General features: G+C 43.1%; 25 protein-coding genes and 1 tRNA gene. 10 read left to right on the top strand and 16 right to left on the bottom strand.

Annotated elements, in window-relative coordinates; genetic code table 11:
* Window positions 1–25: 25 nt before the first annotated feature.
* The 3 genes from AC3WT9_RS29845 to AC3WT9_RS29835 all read right to left on the bottom strand — a co-directional run bounded on the left by AC3WT9_RS29845 (window position 26) and on the right by AC3WT9_RS29835 (window position 3025).
* Window positions 26–2116, bottom strand: a complete 2091-nt coding sequence (locus AC3WT9_RS29845; RefSeq protein ID WP_341378081.1) for a serine hydrolase domain-containing protein — start codon at window positions 2114–2116, stop codon at window positions 26–28.
* A 169-nt stretch (window positions 2117–2285) separates the two neighbouring features.
* The gene (locus AC3WT9_RS29840) at window positions 2286–2612 is read right to left on the bottom strand and encodes a carboxymuconolactone decarboxylase family protein (RefSeq protein ID WP_341091591.1); all 327 of its coding nucleotides are present in this window, start codon (window positions 2610–2612) and stop codon (window positions 2286–2288) included.
* Between the two features lie 20 nt (window positions 2613–2632).
* Complete coding sequence (locus tag AC3WT9_RS29835) at window positions 2633–3025, bottom strand: tautomerase family protein (protein ID WP_341378080.1); 393 nt, start codon at window positions 3023–3025, stop codon at window positions 2633–2635.
* Window positions 3026–3134: 109 nt separating this feature from the next.
* Between AC3WT9_RS29835 and AC3WT9_RS29830 the strand changes: the two genes are divergently transcribed.
* On the top strand, window positions 3135–4025 hold the full coding sequence (locus tag AC3WT9_RS29830) for a LysR family transcriptional regulator (RefSeq protein WP_341378079.1): 891 nt from the start codon (window positions 3135–3137) through the stop codon (window positions 4023–4025).
* 246 nt (window positions 4026–4271) lie between these two features.
* On the opposite strand, the gene AC3WT9_RS29825 is transcribed toward AC3WT9_RS29830, so the two are convergent.
* A tRNA-Lys gene (locus tag AC3WT9_RS29825) sits at window positions 4272–4344 on the bottom strand.
* Between the two features lie 143 nt (window positions 4345–4487).
* Window positions 4488–5819 (bottom strand): APC family permease, encoded by a 1332-nt coding sequence (locus AC3WT9_RS29820; RefSeq protein ID WP_341378078.1) that lies wholly within the window; start codon window positions 5817–5819, stop codon window positions 4488–4490.
* 221 nt (window positions 5820–6040) lie between these two features.
* Here AC3WT9_RS29820 and frlD point away from each other — a divergent pair, with 221 nt between their 5' ends.
* The 4 genes from frlD (at window position 6041) to AC3WT9_RS29800 (ending at window position 9481) form a co-directional block, all read left to right on the top strand.
* Entirely contained in the window at window positions 6041–6826 is a 786-nt protein-coding gene (gene frlD, locus AC3WT9_RS29815) for a fructoselysine 6-kinase (protein ID WP_341378077.1), read from the top strand.
* A gap of 35 nt (window positions 6827–6861) precedes the next feature.
* Window positions 6862–7713 (top strand): amidohydrolase family protein, encoded by an 852-nt coding sequence (locus AC3WT9_RS29810; RefSeq protein ID WP_341091581.1) that lies wholly within the window; start codon window positions 6862–6864, stop codon window positions 7711–7713.
* 4 nt (window positions 7714–7717) lie between these two features.
* Window positions 7718–8146 carry a secondary thiamine-phosphate synthase enzyme YjbQ gene (locus AC3WT9_RS29805; protein ID WP_341091580.1) on the top strand — a complete coding sequence of 143 codons (429 nt, stop codon included), beginning with the start codon at window positions 7718–7720 and terminating at the stop codon, window positions 8144–8146.
* A gap of 246 nt (window positions 8147–8392) precedes the next feature.
* Entirely contained in the window at window positions 8393–9481 is a 1089-nt protein-coding gene (locus tag AC3WT9_RS29800; protein ID WP_341091578.1) for a low temperature requirement protein A, read from the top strand.
* Between the two features lie 152 nt (window positions 9482–9633).
* Here the strand turns inward: AC3WT9_RS29800 and AC3WT9_RS29795 are convergent, their stop codons facing one another.
* Window positions 9634–10221 carry a TetR/AcrR family transcriptional regulator gene (locus tag AC3WT9_RS29795; RefSeq protein WP_341091576.1) on the bottom strand — a complete coding sequence of 196 codons (588 nt, stop codon included), beginning with the start codon at window positions 10219–10221 and terminating at the stop codon, window positions 9634–9636.
* 122 nt (window positions 10222–10343) lie between these two features.
* On the opposite strand from AC3WT9_RS29795, the gene AC3WT9_RS29790 reads away from it, so the two are divergent.
* Window positions 10344–11534: an alpha/beta hydrolase gene (locus tag AC3WT9_RS29790; protein WP_492408508.1), complete on the top strand. Its 1191-nt coding sequence runs from the start codon at window positions 10344–10346 to the stop codon at window positions 11532–11534.
* Between the two features lie 313 nt (window positions 11535–11847).
* Here the strand turns inward: AC3WT9_RS29790 and pyk are convergent, their stop codons facing one another.
* Window positions 11848–12957 carry a pyruvate kinase gene (gene pyk, locus AC3WT9_RS29785; RefSeq protein WP_341378075.1) on the bottom strand — a complete coding sequence of 370 codons (1110 nt, stop codon included), beginning with the start codon at window positions 12955–12957 and terminating at the stop codon, window positions 11848–11850.
* 132 nt (window positions 12958–13089) lie between these two features.
* Between pyk and AC3WT9_RS29780 the strand changes: the two genes are divergently transcribed.
* From AC3WT9_RS29780 to nfi, 4 genes are all read left to right on the top strand, one after another.
* Window positions 13090–13977: a fructose bisphosphate aldolase gene (locus AC3WT9_RS29780; RefSeq protein WP_341378074.1), complete on the top strand. Its 888-nt coding sequence runs from the start codon at window positions 13090–13092 to the stop codon at window positions 13975–13977.
* Window positions 13978–14122: 145 nt separating this feature from the next.
* Complete coding sequence (locus AC3WT9_RS29775) at window positions 14123–14812, top strand: Crp/Fnr family transcriptional regulator (RefSeq protein WP_341091569.1); 690 nt, start codon at window positions 14123–14125, stop codon at window positions 14810–14812.
* An 80-nt stretch (window positions 14813–14892) separates the two neighbouring features.
* Window positions 14893–15732 carry a DNA alkylation repair protein gene (locus AC3WT9_RS29770; protein ID WP_341380347.1) on the top strand — a complete coding sequence of 280 codons (840 nt, stop codon included), beginning with the start codon at window positions 14893–14895 and terminating at the stop codon, window positions 15730–15732.
* 127 nt (window positions 15733–15859) lie between these two features.
* The gene (nfi, locus tag AC3WT9_RS29765) at window positions 15860–16537 is read left to right on the top strand and encodes a deoxyribonuclease V (protein ID WP_341380346.1); all 678 of its coding nucleotides are present in this window, start codon (window positions 15860–15862) and stop codon (window positions 16535–16537) included.
* A gap of 4 nt (window positions 16538–16541) precedes the next feature.
* On the opposite strand, the gene AC3WT9_RS29760 is transcribed toward nfi, so the two are convergent.
* The 9 genes from AC3WT9_RS29760 to AC3WT9_RS29720 all read right to left on the bottom strand — a co-directional run bounded on the left by AC3WT9_RS29760 (window position 16542) and on the right by AC3WT9_RS29720 (window position 21707).
* Window positions 16542–17216 (bottom strand): Imm3 family immunity protein, encoded by a 675-nt coding sequence (locus AC3WT9_RS29760; RefSeq protein WP_341378072.1) that lies wholly within the window; start codon window positions 17214–17216, stop codon window positions 16542–16544.
* A gap of 80 nt (window positions 17217–17296) precedes the next feature.
* Window positions 17297–17767, bottom strand: a complete 471-nt coding sequence (locus AC3WT9_RS29755) for an SUKH-3 domain-containing protein (protein ID WP_341378071.1) — start codon at window positions 17765–17767, stop codon at window positions 17297–17299.
* 55 nt (window positions 17768–17822) lie between these two features.
* Complete coding sequence (locus AC3WT9_RS29750) at window positions 17823–18281, bottom strand: SMI1/KNR4 family protein (protein ID WP_341378070.1); 459 nt, start codon at window positions 18279–18281, stop codon at window positions 17823–17825.
* Between the two features lie 19 nt (window positions 18282–18300).
* Entirely contained in the window at window positions 18301–18744 is a 444-nt protein-coding gene (locus tag AC3WT9_RS29745; RefSeq protein ID WP_341091561.1) for an SUKH-3 domain-containing protein, read from the bottom strand.
* Window positions 18745–18769: 25 nt separating this feature from the next.
* On the bottom strand, window positions 18770–19258 hold the full coding sequence (locus tag AC3WT9_RS29740; protein WP_341091560.1) for a hypothetical protein: 489 nt from the start codon (window positions 19256–19258) through the stop codon (window positions 18770–18772).
* A 227-nt stretch (window positions 19259–19485) separates the two neighbouring features.
* Window positions 19486–19953: a DUF6985 domain-containing protein gene (locus AC3WT9_RS29735; protein ID WP_341378069.1), complete on the bottom strand. Its 468-nt coding sequence runs from the start codon at window positions 19951–19953 to the stop codon at window positions 19486–19488.
* Between the two features lie 17 nt (window positions 19954–19970).
* Window positions 19971–20318 carry a hypothetical protein gene (locus tag AC3WT9_RS29730; RefSeq protein WP_341378068.1) on the bottom strand — a complete coding sequence of 116 codons (348 nt, stop codon included), beginning with the start codon at window positions 20316–20318 and terminating at the stop codon, window positions 19971–19973.
* Between the two features lie 254 nt (window positions 20319–20572).
* Window positions 20573–21148, bottom strand: coding sequence for a hypothetical protein (locus tag AC3WT9_RS29725; protein WP_341378067.1), 576 nt, complete (start codon window positions 21146–21148; stop codon window positions 20573–20575).
* A 58-nt stretch (window positions 21149–21206) separates the two neighbouring features.
* Complete coding sequence (locus tag AC3WT9_RS29720) at window positions 21207–21707, bottom strand: hypothetical protein (RefSeq protein WP_341378066.1); 501 nt, start codon at window positions 21705–21707, stop codon at window positions 21207–21209.
* Window positions 21708–21725: the final 18 nt, after the last annotated feature.

Here is a 21725-nt window from a genome sequence, read left to right as displayed (position 1 = left end):
TGAATCGCCCCCCACTGTAATGAACTTATTGCGGAAGCAGCATCGTGAACAGCAGAGCCGCCAGTTCCTGCTTGTTCAACGCCCGCTGAGAGCCGTAATCGAACATGCCGTTCGATTCGGTCACCTCCGGTCCATGCAGCTTCCAGATGACCGCAGAGCTGACAGCATCGGCAGCCCATTTCGACGTGCCTGGGGCAAGGACAGCCGTGGAATCCGGCATCCTAATTCCCGTTACAGTAAGTAAGCGGTAGACGATAGCCGCAGCTTCTTCGCGAAGAATCGGACGGTCCGGTTCGAACAATCCGCTCCCTGTTCCATTCAGCATACCGGCCTCGACAGCGGCTTGAATAGCCTTTCGGTAGGGAGAATTTTCAGTATCCTTGAATACAGACGGATTTGATGATTCAGGGATGCTCCATATCGCGTTAAAAATATGGATGAACGCTCCACGGGTGACCGTTTGCGTAGGCTCAAATGGCTGTGACAAATCATCCGTTAAGAACCCCAGTGACTTTAAGCTAAGAATGTAGCTGGCATACGGATGATCGGCCGCTACATCCGGGAATTCGGCTGGATCCTCCGGTATTTTGGCTGCATAGCTGAATAAATTAGAGTATTTCATATAGAGGATACGGCCCTCGGCATCCGCCTTGAAGGCTAGAGGATTCCCCTCCTCATCAACGAACAGCAGCTCACCGGTCTGCTTCAACTGGTGATGGCTAAGCATATCGCTCACCCTTAGGGTGCCATCTCCTGCCACTTCGACTTTGGTCAGTAGTTTAATCCGCAAATCGGAGTACAGGCCTTCAAACTTGGAAAGGTCTTCCGCCGACTGTACCTTGAATCCCTTCGCTTCATACGGCGATTTGCCACTCGCATAATAATGATTCATAAAAGCGGTAAACAGATCATTACGCAAATCTTGATTCGTATTGTAAGAAACGAAAACACCCGTTTTACGGTCAGGCAGAATCCACAGCAGCGAACTATAGCCCAGAATATCGCCACCTTTGGAGATCACAGCTTCACCCTTCGTTTTGGCCGGAAGAACAGGCGATTCAAAGCCATATGTCATATCCGGCAAATCCGGATGGATGGCCATCTGGTAAGCTGACATCGCCTTCACCGATTCAGGTGACAGGATAACCGTGCCGTCCGACGCACGGCCATCATTCAGAAAAGCTTTCATAAACAATGCCATATCGGAGGCGGTCGATAACATGCTGCCCTCCGGCCATTCACCCGGCGAAAACCCATACACCGGAATAGCATTGCCCTCCGCATCATAAGAAGTGACGAGCCGGCGGGTCAAATCTTTGGTCATGCTAAAGCTGCTTGAAGTCATACCGAGCGGCTTAAACAGATGTTTTTGCACATAACTCCCGAAGGATTCTCCACTTACCTTCTGCACAATGTATCCCTGCAGCCTGGAAGCAAAATTATCGTACATATAGGACGTTCCCGGCTTGCGAACAACAGGTGGGAACACATCGTAGATGCTTTCTTTTAATGAAATAGGTTTCTGGGAAGGGTCAAATAAATAGCTGGCATCCGTAGGTTCGCGAACTTCAAAACCGGTCGTATGCGTCAACAGATGCTCTATCGTTACCGGTGTATCGAAGGGATTTGTTACTTTATAACCATCCAGGTACTTTTCAATGTTGTCCTGAAGCGAAATTTTCCCTTGATCGACAAGTTGCATAATGGCTGCGGCTGTAAATACTTTAGAAACGGAGCCTATCCGGAAGGTACCCAGGCTGGCATCAACCCGTGCCTTCGACGTTTTATCAGCTACGCCATAACCTTTGGAGACAAGCACTTTCCCGTCTTGAACGACAGAGACCGCAGCCGATCCGGCTTTTTGCTTGATGGCATCCTGGGCAAAAAATGCGTCAAGAAACGCCTCAACCTCCTTCGCATCACGGGGCCCGTTCTTTAAATCTCCCGGGGCAGCGCTGCTGAGTGCGGCAACTTGTTGGACCAAGGCTAAATGATCTGATGGCTCAGACGGCTGAGCATACGCGCTTGCTTCAACGGCAAGAGTCAGCATCAGCAGAGCGGCCAGCATGCCGGACTTGCGGCGGGTTTTGTTATTCTTATTCTTATTCTTACTCAACGAAAATCCTCTCCTTGCTTTCCTTAAATTTGGGCTTAACCCAAGTCAGATCGAACAGGCAGTTTCAACCAACACATTTATTGTATGGTTAAGCGCAAACCCTGTCGTTCGATCCAGGTGATAAGCAGGAGGGGGTTTGTTACATTGTTGTCACTTTGGGAATCACTTTCTAGTTTTCTTGGAACATATCCTTGGCCACCTGTATTGCAGATGCGGCACGCGGCCACCCCGCGTAAAAAGCGAGATGTGTTATCGCTTCGATCAATTCTTCCTCGGATAGACCATTCTCCCGGGCCAGACGGATATGAAAGGGCAACTGCTCGGTAAGTCCACCAGCGACTAGCGCCGATACCGTTAGGAGACTGCGTTCCCGAAGCGATAATTGCTCTCTCCGCCATACCTCCTCGAAGAGCACTTCTTCTGAATAGCGGGCAAACGCTGGGGCAATCTCCCCAAAGGTTTCAAGGGCTTTCGATGCAATTTTACGATGCTTCATTCCAATCCCCTCCTTTCCTTCTATGGATGTTCAATCATTTGTGCGATGCCATTGCCAAACGTCCAGTCCTCAAATTCCGTATCGACCAGCACGACGAAGACGTCTTCTTTCCTGATGTGGAGGGTGTTCGACAAAAGTTGAGCCAACTTGCTGTAAAAACTCTTTTTTTGCTCTGTGCTTCTTCCGGATTTGAGCGTGATTTGAATAAAAAGCAGTCCATCCGTTCGCTCTATATTCAAGTAATTTGGACTATAGTAAAACTCACTTGCTTTGTGTGCATGGAATACTTGAAAAAAATCATCTTCCGGTACGTTAAAATGCTCAACTAGAGCACTCATGATATCACGGCTAATATTGGGTAATTGCTCTACATCGTATTTATTTTCCAAGTAACTTACCCTGACGAATGGCATGTTCCTTCACTCCTTTAGCGATTTATCCTTATTGTACTCCCCATCACTTATTCTGTATAATTGAATTAAATGATACATAAATTCAATTTTTCCGATGGAGATATAGACTATGGACTTAAAGGAACTCACTACATTTCAGACTATCCTTCAAGAAGGAAACTTCTCCAAAGCCGCCGCAAAACTGAACTACGCACAATCTACGATTACGAACCAGGTTCAGCGGCTGGAGAAGGAACTGGGTATCAAGCTTTTCAAACGAGGCTGGGATTCAGAGCTTACCGCTGCCGGGCAAATATTTGCAACAGAGATCGACAAGCTGATTCAACATTGGAACTATGTAGCAGAACAGGCCAAAGCTTTGCAAAAAGAGGAGATCGGCACTCTCAGTATCGGAGGGCTGGAATCGTTAACAGAGCAAGTACTGCCAAACTCGCTGAAGCGGTTCCGCGACTATAAGCCCAATGTATCCTGCCACTTCGTAATCGGGAACACAACCTCCCTGTCCCGTTCACTGCTTCAGAATGTATTGGACTTTGCCCTATGCGGAGAGCCTGCCGAGGCGGCTTCGTTTCACTTTGAGCCACTGTACAACGAGCATATCTCTTTCATCGCAGTGCACAACCACCCTTTGGCCGGGAGAGACGAAATCCCTTTTGAAGAATTACTGGGTTATCCAATCATATCCGGGGGAACTACCTGTTTATATTATTCGCGGTTATCGAAGCAATTTTCCCGTTACACTGAAACTCCTTTTCTGTATACAGTAAGTCAAATCTCAGCCATTGCGGGGTTCGTCCAGCAAATCCCTTCCTCCATAGGAGCCGTTCTCGATTCTACGCCATTACCGCCAAATGTTGTGAGAATCCAAGTTGAACTGAAGGATTCCGCCATTCTGGTCGGCCTGCTGCAAGCACGCAATGATGAATATATATCCTCTTCCAAGAAACTTTTGATGCAATATATAAAAGAAGAGCTGGAGCTTGATCGACGCCGAAATTAAACGCAAAAAAACACGCCGTATTTGGCGTGTTTGGTTTGCTTGTCCGATTAGAGCAAGTGCTTTGGAGCGCTTTGTATTCCCTGGTCCAAAGGATGCGGTCTATCTCTGCCTGTAATACCTTAAAGCCGCCGCCCTTAAAAGCGGCTATTGCCTAGAGAGTCGTGTTGACGCACGGCTCTCTTTGCATTGTACGTCTTTTCTATCCAAACAGCAGAAAAAACGGCATCTCTGCCGTTTTTTCTGTGATGGACTCTCAGGGACTCGAACCCTGGACCAATTGATTAAGAGTCAACTGCTCTACCAACTGAGCTAAGAGTCCAAATAGATGTCTAATTATTCGAATTCCACTAGACTGGTATCTTTCAAAAAAAAAATCATCTTCAAAAGACGCTTTAATATCATATAACTTTATATTGCTTATGTCAAGAAAATCATTACTCGAGTTCTTTCATTATTTTAGAACTACCTGTTTTTGCGGGACAACACATAGTAGACCGGCAGTCCGGCCAGCGTAATGCCGATACCCACAAGAGAACGCAGCGGATCACTGACAATTGTGCTGGCCAGAATATAGATCCCGCCTGCCACCCCTAGAATAGGGGTAACCGGGTAGAGTGGCACACGGTAGCGTCCTTTCTCCGGCGGCAGTTTTTTACGCAAGATGAACACACCAAACACACCCATTGTAAAGAAAATCCACAACACGAACACCAGTAAATCCGTCAGCGTATTAAAGGTTCCCGAGAAAATATAGATGACCGCCAGCACACTTTGAAAAATGAGCGCATTGGCTGGAGTCTGGAACTTGGGATGGATGCTTCGGAGTACCCGGGAAAAAGGAATCTGATTCTTCTCCCCCATTGCCTGAGGTACCCGCGCCGCGGTCATTAAATACCCATTCAGCGCACCAAGTACAGACACGATAATCCCCGCGGTAATGAAAGCCCCGCCGCCGCTGCCAAACAAAGCCTCTGCTGCATCAGCCCCAGGAGTCTGGGAAGAAATGATCTGGTCGTAAGGCAGCGCCTTGAAAATTGCAATATTGAACAACACATAAACGGCGATCACGAACATCACACCAATGGAGATGACCTTCGGCAGGGTCTTGGCCGGATCTTTGATTTCTCCTGCCATATTGGTCACGCTGATCCAACCGTCATAGGCCCATAATGTGCCCAGAACCGCCGCCCCAAAGCCTGCACCAGTCGCAGTAACTCCAATCCCTCCAAAGCCGGGAGCCAAATCCGAGAATAAACCTACTCCTACGATACCTGCAACCGGAATCAGCTTCCCAACAGTCGCAACCGTCTGAATAATACCGCCGAATTTGGTCGCAATGACGTTCATGAGGAGAATGAATGCCAGAATGGACACCGCCAGCAGCTTCTGCTGCCATTGATTGAGCGGCAAAAAGTAGCCGGAGTATGTGGCAAACGCTATCGCCAGCGCCGCAACGGAGGCCGGATAGGAGATTACAGCCTGCACCCAACCCAGCAAATAGCCGAATACCCCGCCGTACAATTCACCTAGATAAGTATAGAGTCCTCCTGACTTAGGAATGGCGGCTGCGATTTCCGCCACGCTCAGCGCCGAAGCCAGCGTAATGATTCCTCCAATCCCCCAGGCCAAAATACTCATCCATGGCGTACCGGCATGATTCAGCACAATACCCGGCTTCAGAAAAATCCCCGATCCGATGATCATCCCCACCACAATGGCCAGAGCTTCAATGAATGTTACATTTTTTGTTAGCGGCTTCGTATTCATTGTGAAATTAAAAGTCCTTCCTGTCACGAAATTATAGATCTCCCGGTTGTATTATATGTATTGGGGAAAATTACGTATATATAGTTTACGACATAACAGCAAAAAACACATCCCGAAACCACGATGTGTGTAATAATGTTCTCTCTTGACACTCTATATGAAAACGCTTATATTGGACATATTATCAATACGTTATATAACGTTATGCATATTGTTTATTAGATATCTGTGTAGAAAGGTTGATCTTTATGAAAGTTGTTGCAGTTGGATATAGCTGTATGGATGTTTATGACAATCTGGATAAGAGCTACCCTACAGGCAATGGTGTTGATTTTGCTATCAATATTAAAAAACATGGAATCCCCGCCGCTGTTGTGAGCGCTGTGGGAAATGATTCTTATGGGGTACAGATGGCGGAGAGGCTGCAGATAAGCGGAATTGATACTACTCACCTCCGGGTGGATAAGGGCTCAACGGCACAAATTCATATGCAGTTGATTGATAACGACAGAGTCCACGGTAATTCTATTGATGGAGTTATGGCCAATTATTATTTGACAGATGACGATTTTGACTTTATTAAGCAGCATGATTACATTCATACAGATTACTTCGGACGTATTTATGGCTTACTGGCACAATTCAGACAAGCAGGCTGTAAGATCGCTTTTGATTTCTCTACATTTTTGGAGGATAAGGATTTTGAATTGATTATCCCAAATGTGGATTATGCTTTATTCTCATACCCGCAGCGAGATTCGTGGATTGAAGACAAAATGAAGTGGGCCTGTGATCAAGGAGTACAAATCGTAGTAGCTACTTTTGGAGAGTTTGGAAGCTTGGCGTACGATGGTAAACAGTTCTATTCGGGAAGTATTATAAAAGTAGAAAATATTGTAAATACAGTGGGAGCCGGGGATTCCTTTTTTGCCGGATTTATGGCTGGGGTGATCAAGGGTTTTCCGATAAAAAGCTGCTTGCAAGAGGGTGCAAAGCTGTCCGCTGAGATTATTCAAAAATTCGAACCCTATTAATTTACAAAGCTGAGGATATTGGAGGAGGAGAAAAAATGATTATTGATGCACATGTACATCCGATTTATTTTGATACGATTTGCGGGGATGATTCCGCCCTGAAATTCCGTTCTGAGCAGTTTGGTACCTATAAGCAGTCACCTTACAGTTATGAGGAAATTATAGCTGAAATGATTTATGGTAAGATCGACCGTTCCATTCTGCTTCCACTTGATTTAACAACACAAAGTGGCGGCTGTATTGTAAGTAATGAGGAGATCAAGAAGATCACAGATCTTCATCCCGATTCATTTATTGGATTTGCCAGTGTAGATCCGTATCGGAAGGATGCGGTGGAGGTTTTGGACAATGCCTTTGCCAATCTGAAGCTAAGCGGGCTAAAGCTGAATCCTTCCAAGCAGCGGTTTTATCCTGATGATAAGCTATTGTGGCCGATCTATGAGAAATGTAGAGAATACGATAAACCGATCATGTTTCATGCCGGCTTGAGTTGGGAGCCTAATGCGCTAGCCAAGTATGCTAACCCGATTCATTATGAGCAGGTAGCAGTGGAATTCCCGGAGCTGAGAATGTGCCTCGCACATTTTGCATGGCCATGGGTTAGAGAAATGATGATGCTGTTGATAAAATATCCTAATGTCTACACAGATACCTCAATGCTGTATATGGATTCCTTTAATGATTTTATGGAGCGTATTTTTATGAAGGAAATGGAACCGCAGACCCTTGAACGCAATTTTGCCAAGCAAGTGATGTTTGGTTCAAATACCCCGAGGTTTCGTGCGTTTAAATTAAAAAAAGCTATAGAAAATCTACCGTTTAGTGAACAGGTAAAGACGAACATTTTTGGGGGAAATGCACTTGCATTTCTAGGGGAGGAGAAATAAGCTTATGAACAAATTAGTTTCAATCTCATGTATGTCGAAGCAAGCGGTTCAAATGATAAATATTACGGAAGAAGTACACAAAATCGTTGCGGAATCAGGAATTACGAATGGCCTGGTCGCAGTAATTACGGCTCATACTACCACAGGAATTACAATCAATGAACCGCTGGAGTGTGTAGAAACAGATATATTACAACGGCTGGAGAAGCTCGTTCCTGATGACGATAAATATATTCACGCTCATTTTCTTCCAACCTATGGAGCCACAAGCAATAACTCGCCAGGTCATTTGAAATCGATGCTGCTGGGAAATAGCTGTATGTTTCCAATTCAGGGATCTAGAATTGTGTGTGGTTCTGCTCAACATATCTATCTTGTGGAGTGTGACGGTCCGCAGACTCGTAAAGTATACGTTCAAATGATGGGTGAGTAACTGGAAGATACTATACCGTTTCTAATAACGGATACGCTAACAACAATGCATCATCAACGGAGCTATTTTGTAAGCAGTCTTATCTGCTTGTGAAATAGCTCCGTTTTTACGCAACGATGATAATAGCTTAATACCAAAGGTCTAAATATTTGCTTATTTTTTAAGTAATTGTGTGCTAGTATATTCTGAGAAAACATCACCAGTCTCCATATCTATTCTGCAAAATTTGAGGGGGGCTTCCTAACAATGCATGAGAAGAAGGTTTCTTGGCTAGAGCTTTTTTACGATTTGTTATTTGTAGCTGCTGTTTCCAAAGCTACCCATGTATTGCTACATGTCGAGCATAACAGTATTTCCGTTGAACATCTGGTGAAATTCATTCTGATTTTCGTTCCGATTTGGTGGGCTTGGGTAGGGCAATCCGTATACATCAACCGATTCGGCCGTGACAGCAATGCGCAGCGGCTCTTTATGATCGTGCAGCTGTTTTTTGTTTTGATCATGACCGCCAGTCTTGATGTGGACTTTGATGCAAATTATTTGCCTTTTTTTGTCGGATATATCGGTTTAAGGAGCTTAACCGCCGTCCAGTATGTGCTCTCTTCGCGGACAGAGGCTGCACATAAGCAGAAAACAGCCCGTTTCTTAGGAGCCTCCTTTGGGCTGGGGATCGTTATCTCCTGCGTTTCCCTCTTTTTCGACTCCTCAGTACGGTATTTGTTTCTATATGCAGGCATTGCTGTGGACATTATTGTACCTCTGCTCGGACGAAAGATTTTGGTCAAGACGCCTATTCATACTGCGCATTTATTAGAACGATTTGCTTTGTTTACCCTGATTCTGCTTGGTGAGTCGGTAGTCAGCATGCTGTCTGTCCTGCAATCCTATAAATTCACAGGATCTTCTGTTTTATTTGCAGCCCTGGCTTTTCTATTAGTGATCGCCATCTGGTGGCAATACTTCGAGAATGTGGAGAAGCACGTAGACAAATCGAAACAAACGGCAGGACAGAGCCTCATATACGGGCACTTGTTTATTTATTTTTCACTCAGTATGATTGCCGCTTCCATACAACTTCTCTTTATAGATCAATTGGAATACGTATTTATGCTTTGTTTTGCCTTCGGCTCTGTGCTGATCTATTATATTTCCGTGATGTTCATACTCTTTCAGTACAAATTCAATCATCTTAGACCCAGCTTCACCGTTGTTACTCTGTTAACCGGCATTCTTTGTGCCCTGTTTACCCTGGACCTATTTATAGCGGCTTCTCCACATCTTATAGTGGGCGAGTTGATGTTGTTCTTCATCATATTTGCCAAGGCAACGGCTTGAAATAGGTTATCTGTGTCCCTTTACAGATTATGAGATGCCCATGAACCGGATAAGCGCAAATGGCTTTTGTCATCCTCAAGACCAAATACATTCACATCGGATTGTTTTTGGATTCGCTCTACTGTAGTTCTTAAAGTTTCATGCAACAAAGCCTACATGGACCCCAGACCAGCGGTTTTTACAGGCCCGGCCGCAAGCATCCGAACCAGTTGCTCTGCCATATACCCCGCAGAATATTTCATATCGTTATTGACCCACCATTCGATAGCAGCCATATAAAGCGACGTAATTAATTCGAGGAACAGATCCTTGGAGATTAGGATCTGTTCCTGAAAACTCTTGTCCAGCTTTTCCTTTAACGTATTTTCCATTCGCCTGCGGATTCTGATCATTTCATTATCGCTCATTACAACTTTTACAAGCTGTGCGTCTTTTGCTACAACGCTTAATATGGTTTGTATCGTATCCACAAAACTGGAGTATTCCAATTTCCCGCCTTTGACATGAGCCTCCGGAGCCACCAGCGTCATTAGCTCTGCAATTAACTCATTCACCATCTGATCAAGCAGTTCGTACTTGTCGGTATAATGGTGGTAAAAAGTCGAACGGTTGATCATTGCTTGCTCGGCAATATCATTGACCGTGATATTCTTAAATCCTTTTTTTTCTATGAGGGTTACCAGCGCATCTCTGATCAGCCTGCGTGTTTTCAGCACCCTCAGATCTTTTTCATAAGACATTTTAACACCGCCTGTCTCGTAATTCTGTGTCAAGCAACAAAAGAGATCCGTCTGTTGAATAAGCAACGAAACCGCATTATCCAGTGATTGTGGCAGAGGTTCGGGTTCATTATAGTGAGTGTATGATAAAAAAAAACAAAAGGAAAGGAGCATTACAGATGATGAACAAATGGTCTACCCGCGATTTTCCCGTAGGACTTTATGACCTCCACCCGAATGTCAGCATCAATTTTCAAATGAACCGGTTTTATAATTGGACAAATGACGAAGACATGCTTCGCGAAATGCGTGAGGCCGCGCGCAGTATCCATTCATATGAGGAGCTTGTCCATTCCTTTATCCAACTCGGCAATCAGGCTTTGGAACAAGATAAAAAGCTTAAAGCGGCGTATTATTTCCGGGGAGGGGAGTTCTACCTGCCAGAGGGAAATCCGAAGAAACAGCAATTGCGCAAGCAATTCATTGCGTTGTCAACTGCCCATTACGGGATAGCCAAGGAGCAACACCACCTCATTCCTTACGAGAACAAGTTTCTGTCAGCTTACCATATCTCTGCGGACAATCCCAAGAGAACAGTTGTCTTTTTTGGAGGATTCGACAGTTATGTGGAGGAGCTTCTTTTGATGGTTATGATTTTTAAAGGTGCCGGATTTGATGTCGTTTGTTTCGACGGACCCGGACAAGGAGCAGCCTTAGAGGATTACGGGTTACCGTTTACCCATGAATGGGAAAGACCGGTGAGTGCGGTTCTTGATTTTTTTAGCCTGGACAATGTTACTCTGATTGGTATGTCCTTGGGGGGATTTCTGGCAGTGCGGGCTGCGGCGTTTGAGAAGCGAGTAAAACATGTTATTGCGTATGACGTTCTGACGAATTTTTTTGAAGTATTTATGCAGCAAGTTGAACCAGAAACCAGGGAAAAGCTTCAAACGCTGTTGGCGGATGGGCAGAATGAGCAAGTCAATACGGCGTTACAACAAATGGCGGGCAAAAGCCTGATGATTGAGTGGGGCTTGATGCAGGGGATGCATATCACCAGCAGCCAAACACCGGCAGAATTCATGAGAAAAACCATGCTGTATAACACGAAGGATATTTCCTCCTTGCTCACACAAGATGTTCTTCTTTTGGTAGGACAGGAGGATCATTATGTTCCTCTCAAACAGCTAAACGAACAAATCACGAGTTTGACCCATGTCCGTTCGCTTACTGCCCGCATGTTCACAGCAAAGGAACACGCGTCCAATCACTGTCAAATTGGCAATTTAGGCTTGGCGGCTGATGTGATGCTTCAATGGATCGGGCAATTCTAATCGACGGATGAAGCCTTTTCTCTTAACATGTTGTATTCAAATTATATACTCACCCGCATCCAGCATGAAGAATTTCGCTTTGGATTTTCTAGCCACAAGCTCCATGAGCGTAGGCCCTTCGTCTAGGGCAATCCGTATACATCAACCGATTCGGCCGTGACAGCAATGCGCAACTCCACATCTTATATTAGGCGAGTTAATGTTGTTCTTCATCATATTTGCCAAAGCAACGGCTTGAAATAGGTTATCACCTAAGCGGCGGTTGAGCGAAAGCAGCCGGTATCTCTGCATCCATATTGCTGTATAGAAATGTTCAATCTGAACGGTTATTAATAGCGATATTCTTATACAGATTATGAAATAGGGACTCGGAGCAAATCTCCTCCAGTGAAAAACCGTTTTTCCCCTGCTCTCGCATGTTCTCTGCAAATTTGGCTACCGTATTCAGGGCTCTTGTGCTCTGCACCGGGTAATGACCAACCGAGCTCTCAGCTGACAGCATCACGGCATCGCTCCCGTCCATTACGGCCTGAGAGACATCTGTTACCTCTGCGCGCGTCGGAACCGGATGATCGATCATGGATTGCAGCATTTGAGTGGCCGTAATTACATAGGTCTTCGACAGGCTGCACTCGCGAAGAATCGCTTTCTGAATAAAGGGGATACGTTCAAAAGGCAGCTCCACCCCAAGATCTCCGCGCGCAATCATGATTCCCTCGGACGCCTCCATGATGGATGGAAAGTTACGCACCGCATGAATAGTTTCGATTTTAGAAATAAGGCCAGGTTGACTATATTTCCCCAGTGAAGCTACAAACTCTCGAATTTCCTCCAAATGCGACGCCTCACGGATGAAGGAGCACGCAATCCAATCCACATGATGCTCCAGCAGAAACTGAAGATCCCGTTTGTCTTTTTCCGTAATGGCCGGCAAGTGAAGTACCGTTCCTGGAAGATTAACGCCTTTTCGGCTGCCGATCATTCCACCGACTATAACCCGTGTAGTGATCCTGGACGGATGTTTATCCGTCACCTTAAGCTTGACTTCCCCGTCATTGATTAAAATAGTTGACCCTAGTAAAATATCTTCCATTACACCAGGATTATCGAGCGCTGCGCGTTCCCGGCTTCCCGGTTCATCAGACTGGTCAAGGATAAACGTTTGACCCTCATCTAAGCGAATCGCGTCCCCTTTTATGTTCCTCAGACGGATTTTCGGTCCCTGCAAGTCACCCATTATCCGTACGGGCTGTCCCGATTCGGCAGCGGCTGTCTTCAAAGCCTCAATTACCCGCTCATGCTCTTCATGGCTCCCGTGTGACATATTGAGCCGGGCAATCGTCATCCCGCTCAGCAGCAATTCCTTGAGAACAGCAGCAGAAGAACTTGCCGGACCTATCGTGCAGATCAAATCAATACTCATGTGAACACACCTCTCATACTTGTTTGGCTTCCCTGTCTTTTCCTTTAGTTTGCATTGTTCGTTTATTCTAACTAAACTATACATGATTGAAACAGTTACCATTCATTTTATGGAAGGGAAGGGGAAACGACCATGAATACGAAACAATTGGACGTGATCCACACGGGAAAGGGCTTCATTGCGGCTTTGGATCAAAGCGGTGGAAGCACGCCTAAAGCACTGCTGCAATACGGTATTCAGGAAGACCGCTATTCCAATGAAGAAGAGATGTTTGAACTGGTTCACGAAATGAGAACACGTATTATCAAGAGCTCAGCGTTTGATTCCAAGCACATTTTGGGTGCTATTCTTTTTGAGAACACGATGGATCGCTTCATTGACGGGCAATTAACCGCCGATTATCTCTGGGAAGAGAAAGGCATTGTGCCTTTTTTGAAAATCGATCAAGGTCTGGATGAACTTGAAAATGGGGTTCAGCTTATGAAGCCTATTCCCGGATTGGATGACCTCCTGAAGCGCGCAGTGCAGAAAAACATCTTCGGGACCAAGATGCGCTCGCTGATTAAGGAAGCAAATCCCGAAGGCATTCAAAAAGTTGTCGAACAGCAATTCACCATTGCTAAGCAAATTGCAGGTTATGGCCTGGTGCCGATCATTGAACCAGAAGTGGATATCCACAGTGCAGATAAGGGACAAGCTGAGAAGCTATTAAAACATGAGCTCTCCACTCAATTATCCGCCCTTGGCAAAGATGTAAAAGTCATGCTAAAACTGTCCATACCGACTGAGAACAATTTCTACAGCGATTTGATTGAAGACCCGCATGTGGTACGGGTCGTGGCTTTGTCTGGAGGCTATTCCCAAGCTGAAGCCAATGACAAGCTGGCACATAACCATGGACTGATCGCCAGCTTCTCCCGCGCTTTATCGCAAGGGCTCAGCGATCAGCTATCGGACGATGAATTCAATGCTATGCTCGCAAAATCCACACAGGAAATCTACGAAGCCTCCATTACCTAAGGGTAGCTATCACACAAAATAAACCCCGGGCTTTTTGCAGCCCGGGGTTCATTTATATGGCAGAGCTGTGATTTACATAGTTGTTTCGTCGGAGCTTTGGCTCGATTATGGTAGGGTAGTACCAATTATATGCTAAGGAGGATTCATGAATAGCATCCAGTATTTATCCCAGTTTAATCTTCTGAATAATCTGTCCACTGAGGACTTAATGGAGATGGAGGAGATGACTTCCATTACAGCAGTCCCGGCGAATAGGTTGATCCAGACACCGTCGACATTTACTGAAGGGTTGTTTTTTGTCAAAAAGGGCAAGATTCGTCTTTATCAGCTGAGCAGCACCGGCAAGCAATTCACGCTCGATATTCTGAGTGAAGGAAATGTTTTTGGGGAAATGGCCGGCATCTCGCTTGGGACAAGAGAGCTTTTTATAGACACGCTGGATGACTGCGATATTTGTCTGATGAACAAAGACCGCTTCGAAGGGTTCCTGCTGAGCCGGCCCCGTTTCATGTTGAACCTGATACAGACGTTAAGCAGCCAATTTAATGATATGGGCAGTCTGATGTTGCAGTTGGCACTTGGGGATTTGCGGTTTAGGCTTGCGCATATTCTGCTGCGTTTGTCCCGCAGGTTTGGCTGTGAAGAGCAGGACGGACTATCCATGATCAACCTGTCCTTATCCCACCAGGAACTCGCCAATATGGTTGGAGCCACCCGGGAGGCAGTAAGCGGCGTCCTGCGGCAATGGAACAGAGACGGCCTGGTCCAGACAGGCTTTAAAACGGTCCGCATCCATCCGGAGCGACTTGAGAAGTTGATATCAGATTGTCATTAAGCTGTAATCTGCATTACATCCTCCATGCGGTTGCTCAGGGTATTTTAAGGAAAGCAACCCATGAGGAGGTCCTTTTTTTGATGAACGAAACGGCTTCACTTCCCGCAGATATCCTTAATCGCAAAGGCGCCAAGAAGGCTGCGGATATTCCGCAAAATGTGTTGGAACGCTTAAATCAAGGTCTTATTGAGAGCGTCAATCTGACAGAATGGCTGGCAGTAGATCACCGGGCGTTATTGTCCATTGTGCTGAACACTTCCGGTCTTTCACATGAAGCAGAGGTAATGCTGCCTGCTTTAAATAAGCTTAAAGAAGACAAGCCGATGAAGATGATTCCGGCCATTGCAGCGCAGTGGCATCGCCTGCTGAGGGAGTTGCCCGAGACCAAGCGAGGCCAATTGTTCGCCATGCTGGCGTCACACCGCTCCGACAGCGTCCGTTGTTGGGCGGCTTATATCGTCGGAGTCACTCCAGATATGGATATTGCCGGCATACTGCAGCATATCCGCCCGTTTGCTGCCGATTCCCATTTTGGAGTGCGTGAGATTGCCTGGATGGCCGTAAGAGCCCATATCTCAGCCAATCTGGAGGCAGCCATCACCCTCTTGGCGAAATGGGTCCGGGACGAGGACGCAAATATCCGCAGATTTGCCGTGGAGTCGACACGTCCCCAAGGCGTCTGGGCAAAACATATACAAGCCTTGAAAGAAAACCCGGCACAGGGGCTTCCGCTCCTTGAACCCCTTCGTTCCGATCCGGTCAAATATGTGCAGGACTCGGTGGCCAATTGGCTGAATGACGCCAGCAAAAGCCAGCCGGATTGGGTGCTGCAGCTTTGCTCCGACTGGCTGAAGGCCTCTGACACAAAGGAAACGAAACGTATTACTGAGCGGGCGCAACGGACCCTTACGCGTAAGTAAAGCGGTGACGCAGTTTGCTTTTCTAAAAGACATGATGCTCCTCTTCAAATTTAGTATTTTCCAGGTGTTAAGATAAATGTACTTCGCATTTGCAGATATTCTAATGTTCGAAAATGAGGGATACAAGATGGAACCCATATTAAATCATTCCTGGATTTTGACCGAAACGGAAGCAATAATATTACAGCAAAAGTTATCCTTAAAAGTAATAAAAGAAGATCAATTTGCTGAAATTCGTTATATCGCTGGAGTAGATGTGGCATATAGTGAACAACGTGACTTACTGATTGCCGCAGTAGTCATTTTAGAAGCAAGCTCCTTAGATATAGTAGAATCCGTGGTAGTTGAAGATTCTGTTCAGTTCCCTTATATTCCAGGGCTGTTTTCATTCAGGGAGCTTCCCCCTTTAGTTAAAGCATTTAAGCAGATAAAGACCTCTCCTCAGCTAGTTGTCTGTGATGGTCAGGGGATTGCCCATCCGAGACGATTTGGTCTGGCAAGTCATTTAGGTGTTCTATTTGATATTCCTACAATTGGTTGTGGAAAAACCAGGTTATTAGGAGAGTATGAAGAACCCAATTTAACAAGAGGCTCAATTTCACCACTGCAAGATCAAGGAGAGATTATCGGAAATGTTCTTAGAACACAGAATAATGTTAAGCCTATCTTCGTCTCCACTGGTCATCGTATTTCATTAGATACCGCTTGTGAATGGGTTCTACATCTATCACCCGATTATCGTTTGCCAGAGACAACACGTCAGTCAGACCAACTTGTTAAAAAGGCTCTAGCAAGTATCGAATAAACTTTTACATCAACAAGTTGCTGATTCGGAGAGACAGATCTTCCTTCTCATTTTCTGTTAATTGTTCACCTACATCATTTATATCGAACTGTTCCAGCTCTTTTCTGATTTCTACAAATTGTTCATTTCCCTTAATTTCATATCTAATTAGTAACTCTACAAGCGTAGTTTTAACAACAATATTTTCGCTAAGCGTATTCGTACATTCACGTTCAAAACGCTCCAATACTTTCTCTATCATTTCATTTTTATTTTCCACTTCATTAACAATGATCCCAAAGTAGTTCTTAACTTCTTTCTCCATTTCATGGTAATACCATCTTGTGTAGGGGCTATAATCTACTGGAATATTATCAATTTCATCCAGTACCATATCTCTGCGCTCTAATAGGTCCTTATATTCATCTGGAGTTGTTTCAATTTGAAGCTTATGTAAATCTAAAGAATTTAATACCTCAACTATTCTTTCTTTTGCTTTAATGAATATTTTTGAGTGCGTTAAGCAAATTCTTCCTTCTGAAATATATACAACAGCCTTCTCCATCTCGCCTCTGTTTTGCACACCAAAATATGCATCAGCTGTGCAGGCAATGGCTTCAGCATCGCTCATCTTTTCGCTTTTATAATCAAAATAACTTTCATAAAACGCACCAAATAATGCTTCATAATTTCGTTTCACCTATCTGTCTCCTTTACCTCAACCCAAATTTCAAGTGGAGTAAGTCTGCCAGGCTAAATTTTGAACTGCAATGCTATGTATTAATCCTCAGGGAATAGATTTGGAAATCTATCTTGGTCAAGATATTCCTTGTTAAAATACACTTCTAACATTTCATAAAAATCAGAACCTATAAAAACTATATACATAAATTCATAGGAACCAGCAAAATAAAATTTATTAGAGTTTGAAATATAAATATCAAGTGTGCTCCTAGGAAAGAAACCTAAAGGTGTCAGCTTCTCACCCATTGTTTCCTCAAACTCTTTTAACTCTTCGAGAGTTACTTCGCCTTCACTTGGATCAAGTATTAAAGATGTATAATAATTCGAGCTTTTAGAGGGCAGCTTTAAATAAATTCCTCCAAATTCCTTCAATAGATTTAGCGCTAAAGGATTGGGCTTAATATTGAATTTTTGATACATGTCCTTATAAAGGGATATATCAATTTCCCTTCCTTCATACCAACCATTTTCCTCGAAGTAATTTTTAATCTTTTCGCTCTTGAACATGTTTACCTCCATAATGCCGTGTTGTGACTGTTATCGGAGCGGGCGGATTTTGGAATCAATCTGGCTGGTACAGTGAATTCACAAACTCACTAAAACTTGAAGATACTATTTTAATGAATTCGGGTCTCAACTCATTGTCCTCTTCGAAATAATCCATATCACAGAAATAAACTATTCCTTGATCCTCCTCATTAACAGCAAGACAAATAAGGCTATCTGCAGGATCTATCCCAATAGGAATAAAGTTAGGAGGGATTATTGCTCCACCATTATATTTTTTATAATAGTCTTCTAGATTACTCTCCGTTTCTTTGCTAAGTGGCAGAAATAACATAATAGACGATGTGATTTTCTGATCTCTTGTTTCAAATCTTCTGCGAACTGTCTTACCTCCGTTACGATACATTAAAAAATTCTTATAATCATCTGGCAAGACAAGACTAGACGTTTCTTCAAAAGTTATTAGTTCTTGATGTTGAATTGGTTTAAATGTTGACTCAAATTCTATGTTCACAAAACTCCCCCCACTATTCTCATTCTTCACTAATTACCTTTAACTCTTTACTCTCACATAAATTATGTATAGCTTCATATATATTATCGCCGAATTTCCAAATATAATAATCATTCATAATGCCATATACTTTCCCTGTTTTAGACATAAACATAGTTGCATTCTCGTCATATGCCAATCCGATTACAACTAGCTCTTCTCCTATTATTGTTTCATACCTGCTATAGTGTTTCTTTTCGATGCCTGCCCTTAAAAATTCAGGACCTATCTGAAAGTCATCTGATTCGTCACTAGGCACTGAATACTCTAGTCCACCGAAGTGTTCAAATGCCTCCTTGGCAAGATCAAATACTTCAAACCCTTTTTCCACCAAAAAGTTTATTGTCGAGCTAACCTCTACTTTCCTTTCAGGATACCAGCCAGCATCCTTTAAAATATCAATAGTTCTTTGTGAAAAAGTCATAAGTTAACCTCACTCAATTTCTTGTTTAGGCAAAGTAAGCAATAATTCTTCCTTCGTCTGGATAATCACCATCCCAACCACATGGAAAACCACCAGCCTTATAGATTCTAAAAACTTGTTCATAAAAATTTTCAACCTCACCGTTTATTGCACGATTGATTGCACAGTTTCTCAAGTCCACTACAACAGTTTCAAAAAAATCGCGATAGGGGTCAGTTATTTGACTTCTAAGACCATCCGCTATTAATCCAGTTAATTCATCCAAACCACTAGGTTTTTGGGAAGAAGCTAATTTATATAACTTCCCCTTAACTTTTCCCATTTCAAGTTGTCTTATATCAGACCAAGTATATTCATCTTCACCAAAAACTTCTGTACTGGCTAGCCTTTTTGCCTCTTCATATTGATTAATTGTAACGATATTTTGGGCTCTAGCTGTTTTCGGGAATTCCATAATAGAATTAGAGAATTGAATAACTTCCTCAACTAAATTGCTGTATATTCCGTTCTTCATAACTTATCAAACCACCTTTGCCACAAGTCTATCTTTTCCCGGCGTTATACCTCTTCTGGTTTTCTAAATAAACATAGAGTATCTAGGGTCTAGTGCATCAATCACTGAATCGAATACTTGATACCCCATTGCTTCTAAAAACTTTACTGTCTCGGTTAAATCAGCCTTATTATTCGGGTTCCAGCCTGCTTGTATCAGTATTTCTCTCGTATCGTATGATAAGTTATTCAAATCGCAACATCCTGATAACCTACCTCAATTACTTTTTCATTCAATAAACGAATTCCCACTCCGTTCTCTGCATCCCATGTACAATCAAAAAGTATTCCGATATCTCGGCCTTCATAAATCCCTGCATATGAAACAACAATTCCAACCAAAGTAATCATCTCAAGAAGTTGGCTGGTTGTTTCAACTAAGGGATAATACTCATTAAATTCCATATCATAACCCAGTTCATATCGTTTTTGTTGGTAATAGTCTAAAATGGGTTGCAAGAAGCTTTGCTGTAATTGCTGCCAGTTTTGCATTAATGATTGATACGCCGTATATTGATCTTCATCAAACTTGCCATCTTCTTCACCATCGATCATCAATGTAATCTCAGTTTCTTTTCCAAAAAAATGAATCGTAGTATCCTTAGCCCAAGTATAGTTATACTCAAGTTCACCAAAAATCGGATCGTTTATTGTCATTTTTAAGTCTCCCCTTTTTATTTGCCGCTTATGATGATTCTGTAATCCTTACCTGTAATAATAAACTCGCTATTTAATTCAATGGATACGCCCTCATATTTTCCGCTAACTCTTATAATATCATTTGAATTTCTTTCAATATTGCTTATTTTGTATACTACTTTCTCAACATCCCCCTCCACCTTTGTATCATTACCGAACATTTCACCCAGTGTTGAGTAGTTTGGTTGTCCACCTATAAATATTTCCACCAACCCCACAACTAACTCCTGAAAAGAACTTTCTATAAATTTCACTTTTAACAATTCCCACGAGTTATCCACCATCCAGCTCATATCATTGAAATCATCATCACTATCGTCCAATACCCCAATAACTACAGGCTTTCTATAAAGAAACTTCGCATTAATGCTTTCGTCATTTTTTATAAATATTAAACTCCCTCCAATTTTCTGTGCTAGTTGAACTTTCTAAGACTTTTTATGATCCCATAAATTCTGATACATATAAAAAGGCTCACTCCTAACTCATGATTCAAGTTGGAATAAGCCTTTTAACGTCTGCCAAGTTTGTACGTTGTGTGTTCTGATAGAGGCTATCTTCATCTTGAATCATTCTCTTAATCGTCATCTAAATGAGGGGTAATCGGGTAACCTGACGGATCAAACATATATTCAACACACGCTTTTTCATCAGAAAAAACCAGACTTACCATATCACCCCCGCCATAAGGTGAAGGGGGTACGTTCATATTAATAATCCATGAGTACCCTTCAACATGTTCAAATTTCTCATAAAAAAATATTGACTCACCGTGATTAGGATGGATTACTCCCTCTAAATCATACTCGTCATTATAGCTTTGAGCAATTTGGAGTAATTGGTCAGTGGTTAATTTGGTGTGTATTTCAGGTAATTTATTTCTATCAATTCCTAATATCCAAAAAGAAATAACTTGTTGTTCATCAGAAACAACCAAAAGCTCTTCAAAATCCCTAAAGTCTATCTCAACAATCCAAGCGCCGCCCGTCAATGCAAAAAAATCTTCATAATACTGAACAGATTTATCTATGTCACTGTCAATGGTCGATGGAATGTAGTTTTTGTTATACCCCATGATGTGCTTGTTACGTTCGTTGATGTACTCTTGTGCAATATTCAACGCTTGTGATGCAGAAAGTTTTGGACTAGACATCTATACGCCCCCTTTCAAAATTATCCTATAAATTAATGGATTACTCATTTTCACAAAATCACTCTTTAAGCGTTAATTTAAAATCTCTATCAATAATTACAAGCTCATTGCTAACATTAACAAGTAAATCGGAATAGTTCTCCTCGATCCTGCATTTAAGTTCATTCATATGAGGCAGTACTTGCATATGTAAATAAATCTCTATGATTATGTGGCTATCAGGATGAAGAAACATTGTAACATTAGTAATGTCATTTTCCTTCCGGTTCACCTGATTAACAGTGTAGATAATCTTATTTTTGTCATCTACCCTCTTTTTTTCAATGCCGAACAGGCTACCTAAATTGATGTAATTGGGATTCCCTTTTCTAAATATCGAGACTAAATCAACCAACAAGCCGTCAAGAGGCTTTTCAAAGAAATCCTTTTGTAATGCTTCCCATTCATGATCCGTAAAGGTAAACCAATTAGGGCTTACCGCTGAAGTATCAATCATCCCAGGTTTTGATTGTTCGTATAAATCTCTTTTTAAACCAACTTCGTCATTATTTGAATACACTATACTTTCCTCCAACTT

The organism is Paenibacillus sp. EB106-06-01-XG199 (assembly GCF_058791575.1).
Note: the sequence above shows the minus strand (reverse complement) of the source record. Positions and strands in the feature narration are given on the sequence as shown.

What these genes read in the sequence shown, in the direction of transcription:
- AC3WT9_RS29840 (WP_341091591.1), bottom strand. Translation starts at nt 2,612, where the DNA reads ATGAAGCATCGTAAAATTGCATCGAAAGCCCTTGAAACCTTTGGGGAG.
- AC3WT9_RS29745 (WP_341091561.1), bottom strand. Translation starts at nt 18,744, where the DNA reads ATGACTTTTTCACAAAGAACTATTGATATTTTAAAGGATGCTGGCTGG.
- AC3WT9_RS29835 (WP_341378080.1), bottom strand. Translation starts at nt 3,025, where the DNA reads ATGCCATTCGTCAGGGTAAGTTACTTGGAAAATAAATACGATGTAGAG.
- AC3WT9_RS29830 (WP_341378079.1), top strand. Translation starts at nt 3,135, where the DNA reads ATGGACTTAAAGGAACTCACTACATTTCAGACTATCCTTCAAGAAGGA.
- AC3WT9_RS29725 (WP_341378067.1), bottom strand. Translation starts at nt 21,148, where the DNA reads ATGTCTAGTCCAAAACTTTCTGCATCACAAGCGTTGAATATTGCACAA.
- AC3WT9_RS29755 (WP_341378071.1), bottom strand. Translation starts at nt 17,767, where the DNA reads ATGTTCAAGAGCGAAAAGATTAAAAATTACTTCGAGGAAAATGGTTGG.
- AC3WT9_RS29795 (WP_341091576.1), bottom strand. Translation starts at nt 10,221, where the DNA reads ATGTCTTATGAAAAAGATCTGAGGGTGCTGAAAACACGCAGGCTGATC.
- AC3WT9_RS29770 (WP_341380347.1), top strand. Translation starts at nt 14,893, where the DNA reads ATGAACGAAACGGCTTCACTTCCCGCAGATATCCTTAATCGCAAAGGC.
- AC3WT9_RS29780 (WP_341378074.1), top strand. Translation starts at nt 13,090, where the DNA reads ATGAATACGAAACAATTGGACGTGATCCACACGGGAAAGGGCTTCATT.
- AC3WT9_RS29800 (WP_341091578.1), top strand. Translation starts at nt 8,393, where the DNA reads ATGCATGAGAAGAAGGTTTCTTGGCTAGAGCTTTTTTACGATTTGTTA.
- nfi (WP_341380346.1), top strand. Translation starts at nt 15,860, where the DNA reads ATGGAACCCATATTAAATCATTCCTGGATTTTGACCGAAACGGAAGCA.
- AC3WT9_RS29805 (WP_341091580.1), top strand. Translation starts at nt 7,718, where the DNA reads ATGAACAAATTAGTTTCAATCTCATGTATGTCGAAGCAAGCGGTTCAA.
- AC3WT9_RS29735 (WP_341378069.1), bottom strand. Translation starts at nt 19,953, where the DNA reads ATGACAATAAACGATCCGATTTTTGGTGAACTTGAGTATAACTATACT.
- frlD (WP_341378077.1), top strand. Translation starts at nt 6,041, where the DNA reads ATGAAAGTTGTTGCAGTTGGATATAGCTGTATGGATGTTTATGACAAT.
- AC3WT9_RS29790 (WP_492408508.1), top strand. Translation starts at nt 10,344, where the DNA reads ATGATAAAAAAAAACAAAAGGAAAGGAGCATTACAGATGATGAACAAA.
- AC3WT9_RS29775 (WP_341091569.1), top strand. Translation starts at nt 14,123, where the DNA reads ATGAATAGCATCCAGTATTTATCCCAGTTTAATCTTCTGAATAATCTG.
- AC3WT9_RS29740 (WP_341091560.1), bottom strand. Translation starts at nt 19,258, where the DNA reads ATGAAGAACGGAATATACAGCAATTTAGTTGAGGAAGTTATTCAATTC.
- AC3WT9_RS29810 (WP_341091581.1), top strand. Translation starts at nt 6,862, where the DNA reads ATGATTATTGATGCACATGTACATCCGATTTATTTTGATACGATTTGC.
- pyk (WP_341378075.1), bottom strand. Translation starts at nt 12,957, where the DNA reads ATGAGTATTGATTTGATCTGCACGATAGGTCCGGCAAGTTCTTCTGCT.